This window comes from Caballeronia sp. LZ065, assembly GCF_031450975.1.
Taxonomy (GTDB): Bacteria; Pseudomonadota; Gammaproteobacteria; order Burkholderiales; family Burkholderiaceae; genus Caballeronia.
This window is the reverse complement of the sequence record NZ_JARUXV010000002.1, coordinates 635,041-657,895: the sequence shown is the minus strand read 5'-3', so window position 1 is coordinate 657,895 and position 22,855 is coordinate 635,041. Positions and strand designations below refer to the sequence as shown.

General features: G+C 63.8%; 18 protein-coding genes. 8 read left to right on the top strand and 10 right to left on the bottom strand.

The genetic code is table 11. The annotated features are described in order from the left end of the window. Positions 1–511: 511 nt before the first annotated feature. Positions 512–997: a porin gene (locus QCE63_RS17165; protein ID WP_309834629.1), complete on the bottom strand. Its 486-nt coding sequence runs from the start codon at positions 995–997 to the stop codon at positions 512–514. Positions 998–1,683: 686 nt separating this feature from the next. On the opposite strand from QCE63_RS17165, the gene QCE63_RS17160 reads away from it, so the two are divergent. Further along, the gene (locus QCE63_RS17160) at positions 1,684–2,925 is read left to right on the top strand and encodes an MFS transporter (protein ID WP_309834628.1); all 1,242 of its coding nucleotides are present in this window, start codon (positions 1,684–1,686) and stop codon (positions 2,923–2,925) included. After that, positions 2,918–4,603, top strand: a complete 1,686-nt coding sequence (locus QCE63_RS17155; protein WP_309834627.1) for a thiamine pyrophosphate-binding protein — start codon at positions 2,918–2,920, stop codon at positions 4,601–4,603. The genes QCE63_RS17160 and QCE63_RS17155 overlap by 8 nt, the downstream gene beginning before the upstream one ends. Positions 4,604–4,609: 6 nt before the next feature. On the opposite strand, the gene QCE63_RS17150 is transcribed toward QCE63_RS17155, so the two are convergent. Next, positions 4,610–5,542, bottom strand: a complete 933-nt coding sequence (locus QCE63_RS17150; protein ID WP_309834625.1) for a LysR family transcriptional regulator — start codon at positions 5,540–5,542, stop codon at positions 4,610–4,612. 131 nt (positions 5,543–5,673) lie between these two features. On the opposite strand from QCE63_RS17150, the gene QCE63_RS17145 reads away from it, so the two are divergent. From QCE63_RS17145 to QCE63_RS17120, 6 genes are all read left to right on the top strand, one after another. Then, a complete protein-coding gene (locus QCE63_RS17145) occupies positions 5,674–5,982 on the top strand; it encodes a transposase (protein WP_404990141.1) in 309 nt (102 codons plus the stop codon). Between the two features lie 364 nt (positions 5,983–6,346). Beyond that, positions 6,347–9,130: an ABC transporter permease subunit gene (locus QCE63_RS17140; RefSeq protein WP_309834623.1), complete on the top strand. Its 2,784-nt coding sequence runs from the start codon at positions 6,347–6,349 to the stop codon at positions 9,128–9,130. After that, positions 9,127–9,828 carry an ATP-binding cassette domain-containing protein gene (locus QCE63_RS17135; protein WP_309834621.1) on the top strand — a complete coding sequence of 234 codons (702 nt, stop codon included), beginning with the start codon at positions 9,127–9,129 and terminating at the stop codon, positions 9,826–9,828. Before QCE63_RS17140 ends, QCE63_RS17135 begins: the two co-directional genes overlap by 4 nt. Before the next feature lie 24 nt (positions 9,829–9,852). Further along, on the top strand, positions 9,853–11,067 hold the full coding sequence (locus QCE63_RS17130) for an ABC transporter substrate-binding protein (protein ID WP_309834619.1): 1,215 nt from the start codon (positions 9,853–9,855) through the stop codon (positions 11,065–11,067). Beyond that, positions 11,064–12,479: an NtaA/DmoA family FMN-dependent monooxygenase gene (locus tag QCE63_RS17125; protein WP_309834617.1), complete on the top strand. Its 1,416-nt coding sequence runs from the start codon at positions 11,064–11,066 to the stop codon at positions 12,477–12,479. Before QCE63_RS17130 ends, QCE63_RS17125 begins: the two co-directional genes overlap by 4 nt. Next, positions 12,476–13,732, top strand: coding sequence for an acyl-CoA dehydrogenase family protein (locus QCE63_RS17120; protein WP_309834615.1), 1,257 nt, complete (start codon positions 12,476–12,478; stop codon positions 13,730–13,732). The genes QCE63_RS17125 and QCE63_RS17120 overlap by 4 nt, the downstream gene beginning before the upstream one ends. 170 nt (positions 13,733–13,902) lie before the next feature. On the opposite strand, the gene QCE63_RS17115 is transcribed toward QCE63_RS17120, so the two are convergent. The 8 genes from QCE63_RS17115 to QCE63_RS17080 form a co-directional block, all read right to left on the bottom strand. Then, positions 13,903–15,321 carry an amidase gene (locus tag QCE63_RS17115; protein ID WP_309834613.1) on the bottom strand — a complete coding sequence of 473 codons (1,419 nt, stop codon included), beginning with the start codon at positions 15,319–15,321 and terminating at the stop codon, positions 13,903–13,905. Further along, the gene (locus tag QCE63_RS17110) at positions 15,318–15,521 is read right to left on the bottom strand and encodes a hypothetical protein (RefSeq protein ID WP_309834611.1); all 204 of its coding nucleotides are present in this window, start codon (positions 15,519–15,521) and stop codon (positions 15,318–15,320) included. The genes QCE63_RS17115 and QCE63_RS17110 overlap by 4 nt, the downstream gene beginning before the upstream one ends. A gap of 57 nt (positions 15,522–15,578) precedes the next feature. Next, positions 15,579–16,688 carry a porin gene (locus QCE63_RS17105; RefSeq protein WP_404990140.1) on the bottom strand — a complete coding sequence of 370 codons (1,110 nt, stop codon included), beginning with the start codon at positions 16,686–16,688 and terminating at the stop codon, positions 15,579–15,581. Between the two features lie 125 nt (positions 16,689–16,813). After that, positions 16,814–18,370 carry an amidase gene (locus tag QCE63_RS17100; protein ID WP_309834607.1) on the bottom strand — a complete coding sequence of 519 codons (1,557 nt, stop codon included), beginning with the start codon at positions 18,368–18,370 and terminating at the stop codon, positions 16,814–16,816. A gap of 65 nt (positions 18,371–18,435) precedes the next feature. Continuing rightward, the gene (locus QCE63_RS17095; RefSeq protein WP_309834606.1) at positions 18,436–19,365 is read right to left on the bottom strand and encodes an ABC transporter permease; all 930 of its coding nucleotides are present in this window, start codon (positions 19,363–19,365) and stop codon (positions 18,436–18,438) included. 23 nt (positions 19,366–19,388) lie between these two features. Further along, positions 19,389–20,336: an ABC transporter permease gene (locus tag QCE63_RS17090; RefSeq protein ID WP_309834604.1), complete on the bottom strand. Its 948-nt coding sequence runs from the start codon at positions 20,334–20,336 to the stop codon at positions 19,389–19,391. Positions 20,337–20,412: 76 nt separating this feature from the next. Then, a complete protein-coding gene (locus QCE63_RS17085) occupies positions 20,413–22,011 on the bottom strand; it encodes an ABC transporter substrate-binding protein (RefSeq protein WP_309834603.1) in 1,599 nt (532 codons plus the stop codon). Positions 22,012–22,028: 17 nt separating this feature from the next. Beyond that, positions 22,029–22,832 carry an ATP-binding cassette domain-containing protein gene (locus QCE63_RS17080; protein ID WP_309834601.1) on the bottom strand — a complete coding sequence of 268 codons (804 nt, stop codon included), beginning with the start codon at positions 22,830–22,832 and terminating at the stop codon, positions 22,029–22,031. Between the last annotated feature and the right edge of the window lie 23 nt (positions 22,833–22,855).

The following is a 22,855-nucleotide window of genomic DNA, read 5'->3' as shown; positions in this document are numbered from 1 at the left end:
GCCGCTCGCGACAAAGCGGTGAGCGAGCCGGCTGATCTGACGTTCGCACAGTCCGAGTCGTTCAGCGGCCTGCACCATGGTCAGCCGATGCTCACAGACCGCCTCGATCACTTTGATACGTTCGAGTTCGTGCATAGTCGCCGTGATGAAACCACGCTCGTTCATGGTGAGCCCCGAATAGACGCGTCATCGTCAACGTGCGCCTCGCAGGGCAAAACCCGACATTTCTAATGAGCCCAAACCCGACATTACTAAAAAGCGCTGACATAGGAAATGTTGATCATGATGATTATGTCAACACAAATGTTCCCTGCCAATCGTGGTTTACTATCCAGCGTAAACTCAAGCGCGCCTTCCTTTGGACCCGCGAAAATTGAAAGCTGCAATCATTCTTGAGCAATACTTCCAGCAGGGGGCGGTTTTTTGCCGCGGTGTATCAACGCACGCGGCAATATCTGGTCACATTCAAAAGCCTTGCGTCGCTCGTTGCTTCATTGGCGAACTGTGAAACTCAGAAGCGGTGTCGCATGGCGACGCGAAGAACAAGTTGATGGGCTGAAGGTGATGCACCGCCTGCGGCATACAGAATCTGTCCGCTATCGAAGCCCGCACCCGTCTCTGCACGGGCCACGAGTTGATAGGCGCTCTTGCGCGTAGAGGTTCGCTTGCCAAGATCGAAATTCACCATCACAGTCAGTTGGTGCCACTGCGGATGGTACAAGTCTGCCTCGTTCTTCAGACGACCATAGGTGAAGGTATAGCCCGCCCCAATCCATCGATCAGGCGCGAAGTTGTGAGCGGCGTTAACCTCGAAGTTGTCAGACTTCCATGACGACCACGCACTGGTGGCAGGTGGCGTGACATCCGGCGCGAGATATGGCTGATAAGTCGGATTCGTAACATCGACATGAGAGTAGGCAGCCCCAAGCCGGAATTTCTCAAACTGGTTTTTTGCTCCGATATCAATGTGCTGCTCTCTGGGCCCCGCGAACAGCATGACAGTCGTGACAACACTGTTCGCGCTTCTACCAAGCCGTGAAACGCGCATTCAAGCGACTGCGGCCGCGAGGCCACTGCGTTCATGGCGTCCTGCGACCAAGTAAAGACGGTTGTCCGCAAAACTGCTCGTGGGCTGCTCGCGACTCGCTCACTGCGAAGCGGGCCGCGTCGGGCATCTCTGTCGCGAGGCCAGGTCGCGAAATCGAGATTGACGTCGGCATGCTGAATAACTTGGTGCCACCCTCTTGGCCGACTTCGCCTCGTCTAGCAACTTTCTCCCACTTGTACGTCTGAACGACACGCCGACGAGATAGTGGCGTGCCGTGGTGTGTTGAGCTGATACCAGGCGGGGTTCATTCGTCGAGCAAGACCCTGTGTAGCAGGAAACAAGAATTCCGGCGTGAAGGCGAGCGCGTCTGAGTGACGCGAAATAGCGACGCGACAAACTAGAAAAACCAGGCGTCGAGATGAGTCCAGTTCGGCTCAAAAGTTAGTCGCTTGCGTCCAGTCAGAGACTCGCATATTCGCCGACGAATCTCTTTCCAGAATTACACCTTCCGCGCATGCGCCACAAACCTGATATGTGCGCAACGCCATAAGGGCGGCTTTCCGAAGTCTCATACTGTGTGACACAAGGAAAGGCACGCGACACGATCGACGGCCGTCGCACACAGGAGATGACGGATGCAATCATGGTATGGCAGCCTGCAGCGCGCCCATAAGCGCACATTCTGGGCGTGCTTTCTCGGCTGGGTTCTCGACGCGATGGACGTGCAGTTCTTCGCGTTCGTCATCCCGACACTCATGACCGTGTGGGGAATGAGCAAAGCGCAGGCGGGCGTGATCGGAACGTCGGCGCTGGTGGCCTCCGCGCTTGGCGGCGTGGTCGCGGGTGTGCTCGCGGACCGCATCGGCCGCGTCAAGGTGCTTCAACTCGCTATTCTCTGGTTCTCACTTTTCACAGGTCTTTCCGCCTTTACCAACGGCTTTCATCAGCTTCTGATCACGCGCAGCCTGCAGGGAATCGGCTTCGGCGGTGAGTGGGCGGCCGGCGCGATTCTCATCGGCGAAGTGGTTGACAAGCGCATTCGCGGCCGCGCCGTGGGTTCCGTGCAGAGCGGCTGGCCGGTCGGCTATGCCGTCGCGGCGCTGTTGTACTGGAGCCTCTATTCCGTGCTGCCGGAAACAATTGCGTGGCGAGCGCTGTTCGTCGTCGGCATTCTGCCCGGCCTGCTCGTATTGTGGATGCGCCGCAATGTCAACGAATCCGAAGCCTTCGAAGCGGCATCGGCGTCGAATAAAAGACCCGGCATGTTCGGCACCTTTGCATTGATCTTTTCGCCCGGCGTGTTCCGCCTCACCGCGCTCGCCTCGATGATGGCCGCAGGCGCACTCGGCGGCAACTACGCCATTCTCACCTGGCTCGTCACCTATCTGCGACAGTCGCAAGGGCTGACGGTCAGCATGACGTCCGTGTTTCTCGGCGTGAATATCGTTGGCTCGTTCGTCGGTTATGTCGGCATGGCCTATCTGAGCGATGGCCTGGGCCGCCGCAAGACCTTCGCGTTGTCGGCAGCGGGCGCGACGCTCACGGTGCTTGCTTATACGCGGCTCCATCTGACATCGGCTGAACTGCTCGTACTGGGTTTTCCGCTCGGGCTGTTCCAGTCGGGCATCGTGTCCGGCATGGGTGCGTGCTTCACCGAACTTTTTCCCGCGCAGATTCGTGGCACGGCAGGCGGATTTTCGTACAACTTCGGACGCGGCGTCGGCGCGCTGGTGCCGGCTGCGGTCGGCATCACGAGTACCTCTCTCGGACTCGCGCCGTCTATCGGCATCTGGGCGGCGCTTGCCTACGTGCTCGTTTTCTTCGTCGCGATCTTCCTCCCGGAAACCCGAAACAAGGAGCTTGAACTTTATGTCTGACCACGATCAAAATGCTGACGCACGGAATGGCGGCCAGATTCTCGTCGATGCCCTCGCCCGCAACGCAGTCGATACCGTGTACTGCGTGCCTGGGGAAAGCTATCTCGCCGTTCTCGACGCGCTTCACGACGCGCACGGCATTCGCACCATCGTCACGCGTCACGAAGGCGCGGCGTCAAATATGGCGGACGCCTACGGCAAGCTCACCGGCCGTCCCGGCATTTGCTTCGTCACGCGCGGACCGGGTGCGACGCATGCGGCCAACGGCGTGCATACCGCGAGCGAGGACTCCACGCCGATGATTCTGTTCATCGGTCAGGTCGAGCAGGGTTTTATCGGGCGCGGCGCGTTTCAGGAAGTCGATTACCGCCAGATGTTCGGCGGCATCGCCAAATGGGTGACCGAAATCGACAGCCTTGAACGCATTCCGGAAATCGTCTCGAAGGCGTTCAGCATTGCTTTGTCGGGACGGCCAGGTCCGGTGGTCATCAGCCTGCCGGAAGACGTGTTGTTCGATTCAGGCGACGTCGCCGATGCCGCACCCGTGCGCGTCGCGCAGACTGCGCCGACGCCCGAAGCGATGGCCGAACTGCAGAGGCTGCTGAAGGAAGCGCACATGCCGCTCGTCATTGTCGGCGGCACCGGTTGGGACCGCGAGGCGACTGCCGCCTTCAGGCGTTTCATTGTGAAGCACGATTTGCCGGTGGCGGCCTCTTTTCGTCGCCAGGACTTGTTCGACAATCGCGATGAACATTATGTCGGCCAGATCGGTCTCGGCCTGTCGCCGAAGCTCGCAGACCGCGTTCGCCATGCCGACTTGCTGCTTGTGATCGGCTCGCGGCTGGCGGAAACGGTATCGCAAGGCTACACGCTGTTCGAGGTGCCTACGCCGCGCCAGACGATGATTCATGTCCACCCCGATCCAGAGGAACTCGGACGCGTGTATCAGGCGCGTCTGCCAATCAATTCGGGCATGCGCGAGTTCGCGTTGGCGCTCGACAAGATGGACCGGCCCGTCGCATCTCAGGCGCAACGTCCGTGGCATGCCTGGACCGCCTCTGCCCGCGCAGAGTACGTCGCGCATTCGACCCCGCCCGCTGCGTCAGCGCAGATCGACGGCGTCGATCTGGCAAGCGTCATCTCGCATCTCGACGAGGTGCTGCCCGACAATGCCGTCATCACCAATGGCGCGGGGAACTACACGGTATGGGTGCATCGCTTCTATCGTTACCGGCAGATGGCGACTGAGCTTGCGCCGACCAACGGCGCAATGGGCTACGGTTTTCCGGCCGCCATTGCAGCGAAACTGCTGGACCCGACGCGTGATGTCGTGTGTTTCGCGGGCGACGGCTGCTTCATGATGTATCCGCAAGAGCTTGCAACCGCCATGCAGTTCGGCGCGTCGCCTGTGATCATCATTGCAAACAACAGCATGCTGGGCACGATCCGCATGCATCAGGAACGCGAATATCCGGACCGTGTTTCCGCAACGCGTCTGCGCAATCCCGATTTTGTCGCAATGGCAAAGGCGTTCGGCGCACATGCGGAACGTGTTGAACGTACGGAGGATTTTCCGCGTGCGTTCGAACGCGCACGCAACGCCGGAGTCGCCGCGGTGATCGAACTGAAAACCGATCCACTGCAGATCACGCCCGCAAACCGCTTGACGAAAGTCTGAGCAGGATCAGCCTGGCGCGAGTTGTGTGCCGGGCCAGTCTCCCTTGCGGACCAGCGTTCCGGCGCATTCACGGATGACGCGCGACACCGCGAACGCACCATCCAGGCCTGCACGATGCTGAGGCCAGAATATGCCGACATCGCGCGTCACGGGCGGATTAGCCAGCCGCAAACATTTCACACGCCCCGCCGCGACTTCTTCGACCACCGCCGCCGACGGCAACACCGTGCAGCCGCAATGAGAAAGCACAAGGCGCTTGGTCAGCGAAATGGAGCCGTCGCATTCGAGCGCAATATGTGGCGTAAAGCCGTGCTTCGTGGCGAGCGTTTCAACCAGCAGCCGCAAGCCGTGATGCGTGCTCGGCAGAATGAGTGGCACATTGCCGAGATCGTGCACGTCGAAACTTTCGCCATCAACCGGATAATCGCCCGGCATCACAAGACAGACGCTCTCGGTCAACAACGAATCGAACTGGAGCGTGCCGCGATGCTCCGGCACATACAGCAGCGCGACATCGATCTCGCCGTCTTTCAGCGCGCCGAGCAACTGACTCGCGAGCCCTTCGACAAAGCGCACTTTCGTCTCCGGAAACTTCGCGCCCAGCGCCTGCGCAAGCGAGCCAAACATGATCCGCGCGATAGTAGGCTGCGCCGCAATGCTCAGTCGTGCCGGCCCGAGCGCGGAGATGCCGCGCAGGGTGCGGCCGGCTTCGTCCAGCATGCGCCGCATGTCGAGCGCATAGGCCAGCAACTGCTCGCCGCGCTCGGTTAACGCAACGCCGCGTCCGCTGCGGCGGAAGAGGCGCACGCCGAGTTCGGCTTCGAGCGACGCAATGCGGCGGCTCACTGTGGACTGATCGGTGCCGGCATCGAGCGCAGCGCGTGAGATGCTGCCGGCGCGTGACACGCGAGCAAACAGATCGAGGTCGTCTGAGTTCATGCAGCGATTCTAAACGCTGCTCGATCACCTTCCGTCGCGACCGTGGAGGTGGCTGCGAAAATTCGGACATTGGGATAAGTGGAACAGCCGAGGCCTGAGCTGGCGATAATGCAGGCAGAGGAACCGAGGACATGAAGAAGAGAACCCGACGCAGGCACTCAGCGGGGTTCAAAGCGAAAGTAGCGCTGGCTGCAGTCAAGGGCGAGCGCACGCTGGCCGATCTGGCGCAGCAGTCCGATGTGCATCCGGATCAGATCACGGAATGGAGGCGGCAGCTGCAGGAGCGTGCGGCCGACGTGTCCGGAGCAGCGCACGCTGCATCGAACGAGCCGGCGGTAGATGTGAAGATCCTGCACGCCAAGATCGGCCAGCTTTCTCTGCGAAATGACTTCTTAAGCGGCGCGCTCACCAAGGCGGGATTGCTGAGCGCAAAGCGATGATCGCCCGTGGCTACGGGTTGCCGGTTTCGCAGCAAGTCCGGTTGGTGGGCATAGCAAGATCGAGTGCTTATTACCCACCGCAGCCGGTGAGCGAATTCAGCCATCGGCTGATGCGCCGCATAGACGAACTTCGCCTCGCTTTTTTTCCGACCACCGCCGCAACGATTCGCTTATCCCCTCAACGTGGATAACTTTCGATCTCCGGCACCACAAGCTTCCCGGAATAACTCGCTTAGGAAGTCAGTCGTCGTTGAACATAATTTTCGCTCGGTGCTTTGGCGAACCGCTGTCGGACACGTCCCTGGCGATCCGATGCGCAGGTATTGAAGCCTGGCGATCAACTGTTCTCGAAAAGGCATGACCGATGCAAAACGTTTTGGAATATGCCCTTCTTGGCCTGAGCGCGGGCGGCGCATATGCGCTCGTCGCCCTCGGTCTGGTTGCGGTGTGGCGCGGCACGGGCGTGGTGAACTTCGCGCAGGGCGGCATCGGCATGATGTCGACATATGCTTTCTGGAAGCTCTACGCGCATGCCGGCCTGCCGTTGTGGCTCGCGATCGGAATCGGGCTGGCGACCGGTACCGCCATCAGCATCGCGTTCTATGCGTTCGTCGGGCGGCGGCTCGTCGGTGCGTCGACGACGACAAAGACGCTCGTCACGCTCGGCTTGCTGCTCATGCTGGAAGCCATCGTGCGCATTGCATGGACCAATCAGCAGGAGCGCGTGCCGAGCTTTCTCGTCGATGGCGGCACGACGCTGTTCGGCGCGCGCGTGCAATATCTGTCGCTGGTCTTGCTCGCGGTGGCCGCCGTGCTGACACTCGGACTGACCGTGCTGTTCGAGCACACGCGCTTCGGTCATGTGACGACCGCGCTTCAGGACAGTCCGCTCGGCGCGCAGGCGCTGGGATTCTCGCCGCACCCTTGGGGCGCGGCGGCGTGGGGCATCAGCGGCTTGCTGGCGGCGCTCGCGGGCATTCTCCTGTCGCCGGTCACCGCGTTGAGTCCGAGCGCGCTGAGCAGTCTGGTGATTCCGTCACTCGGCGCGGCGCTCATCGCGGGCTTCCGGCGCTTCTGGCTCGCGTTCGCCGTCGCGGTGGCGGCGGGCGTCGCGCAGTCGCTTGCCATCGGCTTCAATGTCGATGCCGGTCTGGGCAATTCGATTCCGTACATCGTCACGCTGATCGCGCTGGTCGTGAGCGGACGCAATCTGCCGGGACGAGGCACCGTCGATGCGCCGCGCCTTTTTCACGCAGGCAGCGGGCAGGTTCGTCCCGTCGGTCTGATCGCAGGTCTCGCGCTGGCCGTCGCGCTCGTGTACGCGCTGCCCGATTACTGGTCCGATACGCTCGCCGTGACCGCGATCTTCGCGCTGGTCGGCTTGTCGCTTGTTGTCGCGACCGGCTATGCCGGACAGGTCACGATTCTGCCGCTCGGCCTGACGGGCGCATCCGTGCTGTTCGCGGGATGGTTGAGCCAGCATGGCGCGCCGCTCGTCGTCACGCTGGCCGGTACGGCGTTCGCGGCGGGCGTCGTCGGGCTCGCGGTTGGCTTGCCGGGTGCGCGGCTGCGTGGCGTCGGGCTGACCATTGCGACGCTCGCGCTGGCCGCGATCCTCGAAACCTGGGTCTTCAACGACGAACGCTTCCTCAACGGCGTGCAAGGCTGGACGATGAGCGGCGTCACCCTGTTCGGCGTGTCATTCGAGAACGCAGTCAGTCCACAACGGTTCGCCTTGCTCGCGTGGTCGATCCTGACGCTCGCGGGCCTCGCCGTCGCGAGCGTGCGACGCAGCCGCGCGGGTCGCCGCATTCTCGCGATGCGCTCGAACGAACGCGCCGCCGCCGCATGCGGTGTCGATGTGCCGCAAGCCAAGGTCGCGGCCTTTGTTCTGTCGACCGCGCTCATGGGCCTCGCAGGCGCGTTGCTCGCGGCGCAAAGCGGCACGGTGGGCGGCCAGCGCTTCGGCGAAGGCTTCGCGTGGGCCGATACGCTCGGCATCATCAGCATGACGGTGTTGTCGGGTGCGGGCTACATCGTCGGCGGCGTGCTGACGGGGATCTTCGCGCCCGGCGGCGTGCTCGCGCAGGTGCTGTCGTTCAGCGGCTCGATCAACGACTGGGTGGCGCTCGCGCTGTCGCTCAATCTCGTGTTCGTGCTCGTCAGCGAGCCGGACGGCGTGGTCGCGCAGATCATGCGCGGCGTGGCGCGCCTGCCGGAGCGCCTCAGGCACCGTGCGCAACGCCTCGTTGCGTGGCCACGGCGCGGGCGCATGGCATCGCCCGCGTTCGATGCATCGCGCATTCGTCAGGCGCTTTCGCCCGACGCACGTCAGCCCCACGGCAAGACCCTTGAAATCGACGGCTTGCGCGTGTCGTACGGGTCGACCGTCGTGGTCGACGACGTCAGCTTCGCGGTCGCACCCGGCGAAGTGCTGGGCATACTCGGCGCGAACGGCGCGGGCAAGAGCAGTCTCGTCGATGCAATCACCGGCTTCGTCCCCGTGCGGGCGGGCGACGTGCGGGTGAACGGCGCCGATGTCAGCGCGCTTGCGCCGCAGAAACGCGTCGCCCACGGCCTGACACGCACGTTTCAGGATCACCTTCTGTTCGACGATCTCACCGTGCGCGAAAACCTCGCCACCGCGGCGGAACCGAAGGACCGCCTCGCGTGGTTCACCGCGCCGCTCGGCTATGCGTCGCGTCGCGCGCGCCGCCGGGCCGATGACGCGATCGAAGCCGCCGCCGCCGTCGCGGGCGTGGCGCAGCATCTGGATGTGCGCGCCGAAACGCTGTCGCTCGGCTGGCAGGCGCGCGTGACCCTCGCACGTGCGCTGGCAGCGAGGCCGCGCGTGCTGTGCCTCGACGAACCCGCCGCCGCGCTGAGCCCCGAGGCGCGTCAGCACGTCGCCGGCGTGATCCGCCGGGCGGCGCGCGAACTGGGCATCGCCATCGTGCTCGTGGAACACAACATCGACGTCGTGCTCGCCACGTGCGACGACGCCATCGTCATGGAATCGGGCCGCGTGATCGCGCGCGGCACGCCCGCCGAAGTCCTGCAACGTCCCGAAGTGCGCCGCACCTATCTCGGCGATCCGCTCGAGGCCGACGCCGAACCGCATCATCATCAGCCGAGGGCTCTCGCATGAGCGCACCCGTTCTCTCCGTCCGCAATCTGCGCGCGGGCTACGGCCAGCGGCCCATTCTTCGCGACATCTCCTTCGATGTGCATCCCGGCGAGATCGTCGCGCTGCTCGGACGTAACGGCGCGGGTAAGTCGACCACGCTGCTCGCCATCGCCGGCTTCATCGCAGATGCGCAAGGCCAGATCCTGCTCGATGGCCACGCGCTCGACGGCGCGCCGCACGAACGCGCGCGGCGCGGCGCGGGACTCGTCATCAAGGGACGCAGCCTGTTCGCGTCGCTGACGGTGGCGGAAAACATGCGCCTCGCCAACCTCGACGCGGATGCGCTGCTCGGTATCTTCCCCGAACTCGAATCGCGGCTCGATGTGCAAGCCGGTCAACTCAGCGGCGGCGAACAGCAGATGACCGCCGTCGCGCGCGCCTTGCTCAGGCGTCCGCGCGTCGTCCTGCTCGATGAACTGACCTTCGGTCTGAGTCCGGCCATGTCACAGCGCGTCGTCGATGCGGTCGTGCGGCGCGCACACGGGGACGGTATCGCCGTGCTCGCGGTCGAGCAGCACATTCATATTGCGGAGCGCATCGCCACGCATGCGGTGATCGTCGCGGAAGGCAGCGTGAAGCTGCACGTGGCGCGCGATGAACTCGTCGCGCGCGCCGGGGAAATCGAAGCAATCTATCTCGGTCACGCCATCGACGTCTGAATGTCCACTCACTCTCAACGACTCATGAAAATACGCTCATGCATCACGCTGGCCGCACTCGCGGCGGCGCTGTCTCCGGCAACACACGCCGCGAGCGACAAGGAGCCGGTGCTCGTCGGCTTCATCATCGCGCAGAGCGGCTCGCCCTTTGCCGTCACCGATCCGGGCCGCGTCGCGCAGATCGCCGCGCGCGCCGTCAACGATCAGGGCGGCATCAACGGCCGGCCGCTCGTCGTCGAAATCTGCGATACGAAGGGCCAGCCCGCCGCCAGCCTCTCCTGCGCGCGACGTCTCGCGGACAGCGGCGCGATCACCTTCATCGGCGGACGCAGCGCGAACGGCGTCGACAAGATTCTGAAGGCGCGCAACATGGCCGCGTGGTTTCCGATGGGCAGTGATCCGTCGGACGTGCGCAATCCCTTGTCGTTCATCACCGCGCTCAATGCGGCGGGCGCGGCGCAAGGCACGTATCTGGGAGCGAAACGCTTCAATGCGAAGCGCGCGGTGTACGTGTCGATGCTCGGCAACACGACGTATCAGCAGACCGCGCGATTCGGCTATGCGCAGGCAGGCGTGACCGATGTGCAGATCGTCGAAGTGCCGCCCGCGACGACAGACTTCGCGCCCTACATCGCCAAAATCAAGGCGCTGAAGCCCGACGTGTGGGGCGGCATGCTGTATCCGCCCGAGCAGCAGACGCTGCTCGTCGAAGCGGCCTCGCAGCAAGGTCTGACCATACCGTTCGTCAGCAGCAACAACGTGATCGAAGACGCGACCATCGCCGCATTGAGCAAAGCGCCCTTCCCCAACTCGCTCGCGCTCGAAAAAGGCGAAGACGGCAAGCGCTTTCCGACCTGGGCCGAGTATGAACGCCAGCTTGCGAAATACGATCCGAACCATGATGTGAAAGGCCCGACCGATGGCACCACGACGACCGACTGGCTCGCCGTGTGGAGCTTCGCGCAGATCGCGCGCAAACTGCCGGCGGTGACGGTGGACAGCTTCCGCGACTACGTGGCGAAGGACCGCAACTTCACCACGGACGTGCTGCATCCGATCGACTTCACGGCGGCGGCGCCCGTCGAGGGCATGCCGCGTCAGTCGAACATCTGGGCGTTCGCGGGCCATGTGGAGAACGGCCACGAAGTCGTCGATGACGCCACCCCCTACAGCGCGTGGCAAAAAACGCCGGTGCAGGCATGGTCGCATCAGCAGGTTGCGGAGGCGACGGGCAGATGAGCGATCTCCTCTCTCAACGCACGCGGCCACTCATCTACAACGCGTTCGCGCACGTCACGCCGAATCATCACAGTCACGGCTTGTGGCGGCATCCGATGGGCGCGCATCAGCTCGACTATCACAAGCTCGGGCCATGGATCGAACTGGCGCAGACCGCCGAACGCGGCTTTTTCGATGTCGTGTTTCTCGCGGACGTCGCGGGCATCTACGAAACTTCGAACGGCCAATGGCAGCAGGCCGTGCGCACCGGCATGCAGTTTCCATCGCACGATCCGGCGGCGCTCGTGTCGGCGCTGGCGGCGGCGACGCATCACATCGGCTTCGCGGTGACGAGTTCGGTCATTCAGGAGCATCCGTTCAGCTTCGCGCGCAAGCTCTCCACGCTCGACCATCTGAGCGAAGGACGCGTGGCCTGGAACATCGTCACGTCTTATCTCGACAACACCGCGCGCAATTACGGCCTCGACAAGCTGCCGCCCCACGACGAACGCTACGTATGGGGCGAGGAATACGCCGAAGTCGTCTACAAGCTGTGGGAAGCAAGCTGGGAAGACGATGCCTTCATCGCCGATGCCGCCCGCAACGTGCTCGTCGATCCGGCGCGTCTGCATGCGATCGAGCATGTCGGCGAGCGCTATCGCGTGGCGGGCCCGCATCTCGTGCGGACCTCGCCGCAGCGCACGCCGGTGCTGTTTCAGGCGGGCGCGTCGGAGGCCGGGCGCACGTTCGCGGCGCGCCATGCGGAAGTGACGTTTCTGCCGTCGCGCACGCCGCAAAGCGCCGCCAACGATATCGCCGATCTCAGGCGTCGCGCGGTTCTGCAAGGCCGCCGCGCGGAGGACATTCGCGCCATCGTCATGCTGTCGCCCGTCATCGGCAGCACGGAAGCCGAAGCGAAGGCGCGGCGGGCCGAGATTCTCGAATCGTTCAGCCTCGAAGCGCTCGCGGCGTTCTGGAGCGGCGGCATCGGCGTGGATCTCACCACGATCGATCCGGCCACGCCCTTGCAGGAATTACGCGAGCAGAACGGCACGCGTGGCAACGTGCGCGCGTTCATCGATGCCGCGCCGCAAGGCGTCGTCACCTTCGCCGATGCGCTGCGCAAAACCGTCTCCGCGCAGTTCGCGGGCACGCCCGAACAGATTGCCGATGAAGTCGAACGCTGGGCCGCGGCGGGCGTCGCGGGATTCAATGTCGTGCCGGTGACGACGCTCGGCTGGTGGAGTGAGTTCGTGGATCACGTCGTACCCGTGCTGCAGAAGCGCGGCCTGATGCAGCGCGAATACACGCATGGCACGCTGCGCGAAAAGCTGTTCCGCGAAGGGCCGTATCTGCCCGACAGTCATCCCGCGCGGCGCCTTCGTCCCTGGGCCGACGCCCACCCGCATCAACTGGAGAGCAGACAGACATGAGCCACGAACGCACCGCATCCCTGCCCCCGGGTATCGTCGTCGGACCTGCATGGGGTTATGGCCCGACCGAGCGATATACCGCGCTGGCCGAGCGCTTTCGGCCAGTCTTCGCGCGCATTCGCGAACAGAGCGTGAAGCGCGAGATCGAGCGGCGTCTGCCATACGAGGAAATCGGCTGGCTGCGCGAGGCAGGCTTCACCGCGCTGCGCGTGCCGCGCGACTATGGCGGCTCGGGTGCCACCTTGCCCGAGTTGTTCGAATTGCTGATCGAACTCTCCGAGGCGGATTCGAACATCACGCAGGCGCTGCGCGCGCATTTCGGTTTCATCGAACATGCGCTGGAGAGCGCGCCCGGGCGGCGGGAGACGTGGCTTGCCCGTCTGGGCCGGGGCGAACTCGTCGGCGCGGCGTGGTCGGAGACGGGCGAGGCCAGGCAGTCGCAATTCTCGACGCGGCTCACGCACGATGGAAACCGCTGGCGTCTCGACGGCACCAAGTTCTATACGACCGGCTCGCTGTTCGCGGACTGGATTCACGTAGGCGCGACCAACGCGCGCGACGAGCCCGTATCGGTCACGATCGATCGGCACGCCGCTGGCGTCGATGTGGTCGATGACTGGGACGGCATGGGTCAGCGCCTGACTGCGAGCGGCACGAGTCACTTCACCAACGTGGAAGTGGACGAGAGCAACATCGTCGATGGCCGCGCGCCCTTCTCCTACTCCGAAGCGTTCTATCAACTCGTGCACGTTGCAACGCTCGCGGGCATCGGACGCGCCAATGCAGGCGACACCGCTGCTACGATCGCCGCGCGCAACCGCAGCTACAGCCATGCGGCGAGCGCTCGTCCCGCCGACGATCCGCAAATCCTGCAGATCGCAGGCCGCGTGCGGGCGCACGCATGGGCCGCCGGTGCAACGGCGGCCCATGCCGCGCGCGCGGTGGAACGCGCCGCGCACGCGCATGCGCGCGGCGCGGGCGATTCGCTGGCGGTGCTCGCCGAAGCAGAGATCGAAGTGTGGCAGGCGCAGGCCGTGGCGTCGCAACTGGTCATCGATGCGGCGGCGAGCGTCTTCGATGCGCTCGGCGCGTCGGCGACGCTGCGTCAGGCTGGACTCGACCGCCACTGGCGCAATGCGCGCACGGTTGCATCGCACAATCCGCGGATCTACAAGGATCGAATCGTCGGCGACTTTGCCGTGAATGGCACGCTTCCGCTCGGGCAATGGCGCATTGGGACGCCTGATTCCTGATCCGGGAGAGGAAGACTGTCCGGATGGATCTGCCGGCTGGTGACGTCGATGGCGGCCGTGCGCCGGCAGGGCTGGCACGTTTTCCAGGTGGCGTCGCGTTGCGCAGGGGTTCGAGGCTCAGGTCCGTTTCCGACACCGTCCTCCCCGGCACGCCGCGTTCAACCTGAGTTTCAACAGAACGTCGGCCGCCGCCGATGCCAATCCGTTGCACGTTCATGCGCTCTCGCCGCCCGCAAGACCAGTCTGTCCTCGTGCAGACGCCCTGCGATTTGCATCGAGAGCGGAAGATCGTGTGCATCGAATCCAGTCGGGATCGCAATGGCCGGCTGACCCGTCATATTGAAAGGCGGGCAATAGCGCGTCAGCGCGGCCATCAGGTTTTCGGTCGACCCGCCGAACGACACCTCGGCCGCACCGACCGGCCACGCGGGAAAGGGCATGACCGGCATGGCGAGCAGATCGACATCGTCCATGACTCGTGCGTAAGCGAGCGCGATCTTCTGGCGCACGCGCTGCGCATGCACATATTCGGTCGCGGGAAGAAGCGCGCCTTGCAGAATTGAATCCCGCACGCGCTCTGAATAGGCCTCGGGCGTGTTGCGCAAATGATCGCGATGCGCTTCGGCAAGTTCGGTCGCGGCGATCGCCCACATCACGTTGCGCGAAAGGAGATGATCCGGCAGGGTCACGTCGATCAGCCGTGCGCCCGCGCGTTCCAGTGTCTGGATCGCCATCGCGCAGGCCTGCTGCACTTCCGGCTCGATCGCCTCGCTCGGCTGAACCCGTGGCACCCCGATCCGGACGCCATCGATGCCGTCCTCGATCCCGTCGAGAAAGTTCGGCGCGGCGCGCTGCGAACCCGCGGGATCGCGGGGATCGTGGCCTGCAAGCGTCTGCAGCATCAACGCACAATCCGTCACCGTTCGGGTGAGCGGCCCGATGTGATCGAGACTGTATCCGGCGGCCAGAACGCCCGCCCGGCTGACGATTCCGTAAGTTGGTTTCAGTCCGACCAGCCCGCAGGCCGCCGCCGGAAGCCGGATCGAGCCGCCGGTGTCGGTGCCGAGCGAGCCGAAGGCGAGACCTGCGGCGACCGCCGCCGCCGGCCCGCTGCTCGATGCGCCGCAAGCGCGTGCGAGGTCCCACGGATTGCGCGTCTCGCCAAAATCCGGATGGACGCCGCCAAACGCCAGTTCATACAGGTTGAGCTTGCCGAGCAGCACGGCGCCCGCGTCATGCAAGCGCTGCACCACGGTCGCATCCTGTTCGGGAATCCAGTCCGCGAAGATTTTCGATGCGCCCGTGGTTCGGATGCCCGCCGTCGCGATGTTGTCTTTGACGGCGATCGGCACCCCATGCAGCGGGCCCACCCTGACGCCGCTTGCCAGCAACGCGTCCAGGCTTTTCGCGCGGGTCAGCGCGGCATCCGCCACGACGGTGATGAAGGCGTTGAGCGAGGGGTCGAGCGCGGCAATGCGATCGAGCATCAACGCAGTCACTTCGGCGGAACTGATCTCGCGTGAAGCGATATGCCGGGCGAGTTCCACTATCGACAGAAACGGCAGGTCTGCGTCAGCGGGCCGGCTCATGATTGCACCCGGTCGATCGGAAAGGCGACGAAGGGCTCGATGCCGTCCACATTCACCGCGCGTAATGCCGCCAGTCCGGCGAGGCCCGCCGAAAGGCTCCGGGCCAGCCTCGTGCAGTCGTCGGCGGACAGCGTGATATCGAACATCTCCGCGTACGCGCCGATACGCCCGGCGGTCACTTCAAAAGCAGGACGGTCCATTTTCAGATCCTCTGCAAGTGTGCGCCGCCACTCCGAAGAGCCCCGGCGATAGAAAAATCAAAACGAGTGCCGGATGCCTACGATCGCCATCTCCTGCGTACTCGCGCCCGAGGCAATGTCATACGATCCGACCACCGCTTGCGCCGGACTCAACACACCGCTCGCGTCACGTTGCTCGCCCAGCGCATGAACATAGGCCGCCAGCGCATAGACGACCGTGCGTTTGCTGAGCGCGTAGTTCGCTCCAAGTTCGAAAGAGTGATACTTGGCCGATGCATCACCGAGCGCCCGCGAATAGTTGTAGCCGAGGCCGACCAGAAATGCCGGCGTGATGTTGTACGCAGCGAACACCGAGCCGTTATGAAACTTCTGCTTGTTCGCGAACGTCGATGAGCCGTCGCGGTTGTAGACGGAATAGCTATAGGCCGCGCCGGCCTGCACGCCGTGATCGACATATTCCGCGCCCACTCGTGCGATGTCGACCGAACTGGCGGACGCATAGCCTGCGTTGACGGGACTGTTGAAGAGCGAATCGGCGCTGCTCGTGCCGCGCGCGACAACCGTCGGATTGCCATTGTCGATATGCAGATAGCCTGCAGCGAGGAACACGGGCCCCGTGTGGTATCCGAGGGCGCCGGACCACGTCTGCCCGGAGCCGGTCGCGCCCGCCACGCCGCCGAGCGAATACATCGCCTCCGCCTGTACCCCACGGTAAGCCGGGCTGGTCCACTTGACCGCGTTACTGAAGCGCGCGGAATCGTCGTAGTTGTCGAAGTCGCCGGGTGGGGCGAAGATCGGCCCGAATACCCAGTCGGCGGTGATCGCCTGGACCAGGTCGGTGACCGGATCGTATTGCCGTCCGAGCGTGAAGGTGCCGAACGTGCTGCTCGCCAGACCCACATACGCGGAACGCCCGAACTCCAGATTGTTTCCCCCAAGTCGTCCCGTCCCCACGCTGAAGCCGTCTTCGAGAACGAAAATGGCCTTGAGCCCTCCTCCGAGATCCTCCTCGCCCTTCAGGCCCCACCGTGGACCCGCCTCTCCCACGGTCATCGCGATCTGTGTCGCCTTGCCGCCGCTGTTATGAATATAGGCAATTCCCGAATCGAGAATGCCGTAGAGCGTGACTGAACTCTGCGCGCTTGCTACCTGCGAATTAATTAGCATGCCTGCATACGAAAGCGAAACAAGGCTGGTCTTGACCGCACGATTCATGATGGCCGTCTGATTGAGAATTGCGTGATGAGGAAAATGCCCGTCCGGGCGTTCGGACGGGCGCGGGAACCTCTGTCTTACATCGTCTTCCAGTCGCCGAGGCTTTCGAATGCCGCGGATGCCGCGATCAGTGTCGAGTCCTCCAGGCGCCGCCCGGTCAGCATCATGCCGACCGGCAGGCCATCGGACATCCCGCACGGGATGCTCATCGAAGGATGACCGGTGACGTCCGCGACACAGGTATTGCGAAGCATGTTGAACGAGCTGCCGATCGTCTCGGCGATCGACGCATCGCGACCCACGCGCTTGGTCGCGACGATCGGCGTGGTTGGCATGACCAGAATGTCATAGGACGCGAGCGCGTCGTCGTAGGCCTGCACGACGAGACGGCGAAGATTCTGTCCCTTGCTGTAGTAGCGGCCGAAATAGCGGCGGCGCATGTATTCCCCCGTCAGCAGCACCGAAAGCACCTGGGCCGGCACCTCGCCTGGATGCGACTTCATCCCGCGCGCAAGCGCTTCGCTCAGGTTCGTGTCATAGAAGCCGAGCCAGTTGCTGCCCACGCCCATGCCCTTGATCATGAAGTCAGTCGCGCCTTCCAGCATGATCGCCGTGTAGACGTGGTAAGCGCTCAGATGCATCGGCAACGAGACCTCTTCGACGGTCGCGCCGAGATCGCGGAATTGCAGCGCGGCCGCGTGTACGCGGGCATCCACCTCCGGCTGCGACGACGGCACGCCCATTTCGGTTCCGTCGATCTTGAAGCCCTCGCGCACGATACCGATCCGCAAGCCCTTCACCGGTTTCTCGAGCGACTCCATGTAATCGAACTTGAAGTCTTTTGGAATCACACCGCGCTGACGCGGATCGAGCGGGTCGGTGCCGGCGATCGCGGTCAGCAGTTTGGCGATTCCTGCGGTACTGCTCGCCATCGGGCCAATGTGATCCATCGTCTGCTCGATCATGCCGCAGCCGGTGTAAGGCACGAGGCCATAGGTCGGCTTGAGACCGTAACATCCCGACCAGGAGGCGGGAATGCGGATCGAGCCGCCCTGGTCGCCGCCGATCGCCATGCTCACGTCGCCCGCGCCGATCACAGCGGCGCTGCCGCACGAGGACGCGCCCGGATTGTGATCCGGCTTGAACGGGTTGCCGACCGGACCGTGGCTGCACGTATGACCCGTGCCCGAGAACGAGGTGTCGTCCGTATTGGTCTTGCCGACGATGGTGCCGCCTGCATCCAGGATACGGGTGACGATGGTCGCATCGTAGTCCGGGACATAGCCCTCCAGCAGACGCGAACCGTTGGTGAACGGAAGTCCCGCTACCGAAACGACGTCCTTCAGGCCAATCCGTTCGCCCTTGAGGATACCTTCCGGCGCACCCTCGATTTCGCAGCGCCACATCCAGCCGTTGAGCGGGTTGTCGGCGGGTTCCGGGCGGTATCCCGCATCGCGCTTGTACTTGACCGGCAATTTCGGCTCAGGCATGGCCTCGACGGCGCGGTACGAGTTGATCGAATTCTTCATGAGCGAGCGATAAGTCGCCGCATCCTCGACGCTGAGACTGATGCCGTAATCGCGGGCAATGGCGACGAGTTCATCTGTGGAAGGATATTCTGGACCGATAGGCATGAAACCGACTCCTTAGGATGACGATATTTTCAAAATAGACACCGGCCACATACGGGCCGATCGGACTACTTTCTGCGCAGGGTGCGCTGGCGCGGATCCAGAGCATCGCGGATGCCGTCGCCGATGAAGTTGAATGCCAGTGCGACAACGACGACGATCACGCCGGGAATCGTGGCGACGAGCGGACTCGTGCTGAGCACGGCAAGACCGTCGGACGACATGATTCCCCAGTCGGAGATCGGCGGCTGCACGCCCAGCCCGAGAAAGCTCAGGCCAGACGCAAAGACGATCATCGCGCCGATGGCCGTGGTGGCATAGACGAGCACGGGGGCCAGCACGTTCGGCAGGACCTCCTTGAGCAGAATGCCCAGCGTGGAGCTTCCCGCGATGCGCGCGGCATCGATGTAATCGCGGCTGCGCACGCCGACTGTTTCCACATACACGACGCGCGTGAAGTACGGCACCATCACGATCGACATCGACAACATGACGTTCATCATTCCCGGGCCAAGCACCGCGGAGACGGCAATCGCGAGCAGCACCATCGGGAAGGCGAACAGCACGTCCATCGGCCGCATGATCAGATTGCCGATCCGTTCGCCGAAGAACCCGGCGGTGATGCCGAACACGAGCGCCACCACCGTGGTCACGAGCGGCGGCAAAATGCCGATCGGCAGGGAGACGCGGCCACCCCAGATCAAACGGCTGAACACGTCGCGTCCCTGACCGTCCGTGCCCAGCCAATGGCCCGGCGAGAAGACCGGCAGGAAGGTCTGCACCGTATCGCCGGCGGTATTGGGATCGTAAGGCGCAAGCCACGGCGCCAGCAGCGATGCCATGGCCACCACTATCACGAACGCGAGACTGAGCGTGGCGGGACCATCCGCGAGGAAGGCACGGCAGGCGAGCCGCCATTGCCGCTCGGTATGGGGTACGGCCGGCGCCTTTGCCGCATTGACAACCTCGGCGCCCTTCTCGATCGACAGATTGGTCATTCGAATGCTCCAGTATCGCGGGCTTAACGGCGCACGCGGGGATCGAACGCGGCCTGCGTCACGTCCGAGACGAAGTTCACCAGCACGAACACCGCGCCCACGACGAGCACCACGGCCTGGATGGTGGGTACGTCCCGCGAGATGATCGAGTTGTACATGAGCTGACCGATGCCGGGCCAGTTGAAAACGACCTCGCTGAATAACGCGGTTCCGAACATGTAGCCGAGTTGCATGCCGCAGATGTTCACCACGCCCGGCAGCACGTTGCGCAGTGCGTGACCTGCGATCACGCGCCGCTCCGGCAGCCCGCGCGCCCGCGCGGCCGTGATGAACTGCTGCTTGAGGGTATCGATCATGGCCTGGCGCGTCAGGCGCATGATGACCGCGAGCGGAATCAACGCGGCGGTGACGGCGGGCAGGATCAGGTGAGCGACTATCACGCCGGCGCCGCCTGGCCGTCCGATGACGGTCATGCCCGAAGCCGGCAGCCAGTGCAGTCTGAGCGCGAAGTACAGGACCAGCAGGAAGCCGAGCCAGAACGGCGGCGCGTTCGCCAGCACGAGCGCCACGGTCACGCTCGCGCGATCGAGGATAGAGTTCTGCGTGACTGCCGCCAGCACACCGAAGCCTACCCCCAGCACGCAGGCGATGACGAACGCCGCCAGCGTGAGGAGTCCGCTGTTGAAGGCGCGCGGGAGGAGCACCTCCGTCACCGGCATGCTCAATGCGATCGAGCGGCCGAAGTCACCGGTGATCACATGCTTGAGCCAGATCCAGTATTGCAGCACCGGCGGCAGGTCGAGTCCGAGATTCTGGCGCAACGAGACCAGCGCGTCGGCAGTCGCGTACGGACCCAGCAGCGCGGCGGCCGCGTCGCCCGGGATCATCCGCATCAGCGCGAAGACCAGCACGGAGACTCCGAAGATGATGAACGGCACGGCAATGATGCGGCGTAACGCGAATCGCAGCATGCTGACTCCCAGCGGAGAGTTGATCGGACTGACGCGGTGACGGCTTGGTGGCCGCACCCGTCATGCAGGAACGCGCCTACTGCGTGATCCAGATGTTCGTGTAGTCTTCGAGCCAGTCGGACGCACGGACAAAGCCATGCACCTTCTGAGACATCGCGAACGCACCGAGATCGCTGACGATGGGAATGTGGTACACCTCGCTCATATTCCGCTCGGCGATCTTGCGCGCAAACCCGACCCGCTGGCTGTCCGAGTCGGCGGCGACCATCTGGTCCAGCAGGCCGTCCATCTGCGGATCGTTGATACGGCCCGAGTTCGGTTTCGACGTGCTGCGAAACGGTTGCTGCAACCAGAAATCGGAATTCGATCCCCACGACTGCTGATCCATGCCGACATCCGGACCCATGCCGTTGAGCCAGCGGCCCAGGTAGGTATTCCACTCGTACGTCTTGAGCGCAACCTTGATGCCGATCTTCGCGAGGTCCCGCTGGATCCACTCGGCCATCGGCACCGGGATCATCTCGCCCGATCCTGACGTAGCCTCTTCGTAAATGGTCGAGAAGCCGTTCGGGTAGCCCGCGTCGGCAAGCAGTTTCTTTGCGCCGACCGGATCGTACGGGTACGGCGGCTTCCAGTTGGGGTCCCACGCAGGCGAGGTGCGGCTCACCATGGAAAAGGCCGGCGCCGCGGTGTTGCGCAGAAGCTCGCGCGCCATGCCGTCCTTGTCGATGGCCATGGCGACGGCGCGGCGTACTCGCACGTCGTCGAACGGCTTCGCATGCACGTTGAGCGTCAGATACCAGATGTGCGGCAACGGATTGGTCGCGACAATGAATTGGTCCTTGCGCAACGGCGCGACGTCGTTCGGCGGCACACTCACGATCATGTCAACTTCGCCCGCGCGCAGCGCATTGACGCGCGTGAGCGGGTCCGGAATCTGCCGGAAGATCAACTGATCCACGTATGGATAAGGTTTGTTCCAGTAGTCCGGATTGCGCTTCATCGCAACGTATTGACCCTTCACCTGCTCCGTGACGATGAACGGCCCGGTGCCCACCGGATGATTGCCGAAGTCGTCGTTGCCGTACTTCGCGATCGCCGTCGGGCTGCCGATGGTCGGAAGCCCCGGCGATGCGCTTTCCGCAAGCTGATAGACGAAGAACGAATTCTTCTTGCTCAGGGTGAACACCACCGTGTTGTCGTCGGTGGCCTTGACGTCTTTCAGATAGAGATAGCGAAACGGAGGAATGCCCGCGGCTCGCTTGGTGAAGTACTGGAACGACGGGTCCCAGACGCGCCGGACGTTGAATACGACCGCCTGCGCATTGAACGGCGTGCCGTCCGTGAATTTCACGTTTTTGCGCAGGTGAAACGTGTAGGTAAGCTGATCGGCGCTCACGTCCCAGCTCGTCGCGAGTTTCGCGACGACCGGCGGCGGCGCGCCCTTGGTGTCGGCCTTCAGATCACGCGCGACCAGCCCCTCGAAGATAAGCTGATTTACACGCGCTGCGGCACCCGACTCGCTGATCGCCGGGTCGCGCGTTCCGAGCTCCGTTTCCGCGCCGACCACCAGCGTCCCGCCGGGAACGGGCGTGGCGGGCGCCGCCGCGGCTGCGGCAGACAGGATCATCAGGCCGAGCAATCCGGCCCTGCCAATCAAACGTCCGAACTTCATCTCTTCGATCTCCCGGTTCAGGATGGTGTGGAAGGACTGACCGCATGCCGCACATTCAGCGAAGCGTCGATCAGGCGTTGCGTGAAGGATTGCGCAGGATGCTCGAACACATCGTCGGCATCCCCCGTTTCGACGATTCGCCCCCGGTCGAGGATCGCCACGCGATCGCTCATGAATCGCGCCATCAACAGGTTGTTGGCCACGAACAGGTACGTCAGGCCAAGCGACGACTGGAGTTCCTTGAGCAGGTTCGCCACTTGGGCCTGCACGGAAACATCGAGGGCGGACAACGGCTCGTCGAGAAAGATGAAGCGCGGATCGGTCGCGAGTGCGCGCGCGATACCGGCACGCTGACACTGGCCGCCGCTCAGTTCGTGCGGATACCGGAGCGCGAAACGGGCGTCGAGCCCGACGACGCCCAGCAGGTGCGCGATCTTCTCGCGCCGCTCACGTGGCGTGCCGAGCTGGAAATTGACGAGCGGAAGTTCCAGACTCTCACCGATGGTGCGGCGCGGATTGAAGGCCGCCAGCGGGTTCTGGAAGATCATCTGGATGTCGCGCCGCTGGCTCATCGCCGCGGCGCCGCGCCATAGAAGCGGTTTCCCCGCGTAGCGCAGCACGCCTTCGCTCGGCTTGAGCAGGCCGAGCACCAGCCTGCCGAGCGTGGACTTGCCCGACCCGGAGGGACCGACGAGCCCGAGCGTTTCCCCTTCGTAAATCGACAGATCGATGTTCTCGACGATCTGCCGATCGCCGATACGCAAGCCCAGCCCGCGCATCTCGACGAGTGTTTTCGTCGTCTTTTCGGTTGCCACGTTCATTGCATGCGCTCCGTGCGCCCATT

What these genes read in the sequence shown, in the direction of transcription:
- QCE63_RS17080 (WP_309834601.1), bottom strand. Translation starts at nt 22,832, where the DNA reads ATGAACGTGGCAACCGAAAAGACGACGAAAACACTCGTCGAGATGCGC.
- QCE63_RS17160 (WP_309834628.1), top strand. Translation starts at nt 1,684, where the DNA reads ATGCAATCATGGTATGGCAGCCTGCAGCGCGCCCATAAGCGCACATTC.
- QCE63_RS17135 (WP_309834621.1), top strand. Translation starts at nt 9,127, where the DNA reads ATGAGCGCACCCGTTCTCTCCGTCCGCAATCTGCGCGCGGGCTACGGC.
- QCE63_RS17120 (WP_309834615.1), top strand. Translation starts at nt 12,476, where the DNA reads ATGAGCCACGAACGCACCGCATCCCTGCCCCCGGGTATCGTCGTCGGA.
- QCE63_RS17110 (WP_309834611.1), bottom strand. Translation starts at nt 15,521, where the DNA reads ATGGACCGTCCTGCTTTTGAAGTGACCGCCGGGCGTATCGGCGCGTAC.
- QCE63_RS17150 (WP_309834625.1), bottom strand. Translation starts at nt 5,542, where the DNA reads ATGAACTCAGACGACCTCGATCTGTTTGCTCGCGTGTCACGCGCCGGC.
- QCE63_RS17145 (WP_404990141.1), top strand. Translation starts at nt 5,674, where the DNA reads ATGAAGAAGAGAACCCGACGCAGGCACTCAGCGGGGTTCAAAGCGAAA.
- QCE63_RS17115 (WP_309834613.1), bottom strand. Translation starts at nt 15,321, where the DNA reads ATGAGCCGGCCCGCTGACGCAGACCTGCCGTTTCTGTCGATAGTGGAA.
- QCE63_RS17105 (WP_404990140.1), bottom strand. Translation starts at nt 16,688, where the DNA reads ATGCTAATTAATTCGCAGGTAGCAAGCGCGCAGAGTTCAGTCACGCTC.
- QCE63_RS17100 (WP_309834607.1), bottom strand. Translation starts at nt 18,370, where the DNA reads ATGCCTATCGGTCCAGAATATCCTTCCACAGATGAACTCGTCGCCATT.
- QCE63_RS17155 (WP_309834627.1), top strand. Translation starts at nt 2,918, where the DNA reads ATGTCTGACCACGATCAAAATGCTGACGCACGGAATGGCGGCCAGATT.
- QCE63_RS17095 (WP_309834606.1), bottom strand. Translation starts at nt 19,365, where the DNA reads ATGACCAATCTGTCGATCGAGAAGGGCGCCGAGGTTGTCAATGCGGCA.
- QCE63_RS17085 (WP_309834603.1), bottom strand. Translation starts at nt 22,011, where the DNA reads ATGAAGTTCGGACGTTTGATTGGCAGGGCCGGATTGCTCGGCCTGATG.
- QCE63_RS17090 (WP_309834604.1), bottom strand. Translation starts at nt 20,336, where the DNA reads ATGCTGCGATTCGCGTTACGCCGCATCATTGCCGTGCCGTTCATCATC.
- QCE63_RS17165 (WP_309834629.1), bottom strand. Translation starts at nt 997, where the DNA reads ATGCTGTTCGCGGGGCCCAGAGAGCAGCACATTGATATCGGAGCAAAA.
- QCE63_RS17125 (WP_309834617.1), top strand. Translation starts at nt 11,064, where the DNA reads ATGAGCGATCTCCTCTCTCAACGCACGCGGCCACTCATCTACAACGCG.
- QCE63_RS17140 (WP_309834623.1), top strand. Translation starts at nt 6,347, where the DNA reads ATGCAAAACGTTTTGGAATATGCCCTTCTTGGCCTGAGCGCGGGCGGC.
- QCE63_RS17130 (WP_309834619.1), top strand. Translation starts at nt 9,853, where the DNA reads ATGAAAATACGCTCATGCATCACGCTGGCCGCACTCGCGGCGGCGCTG.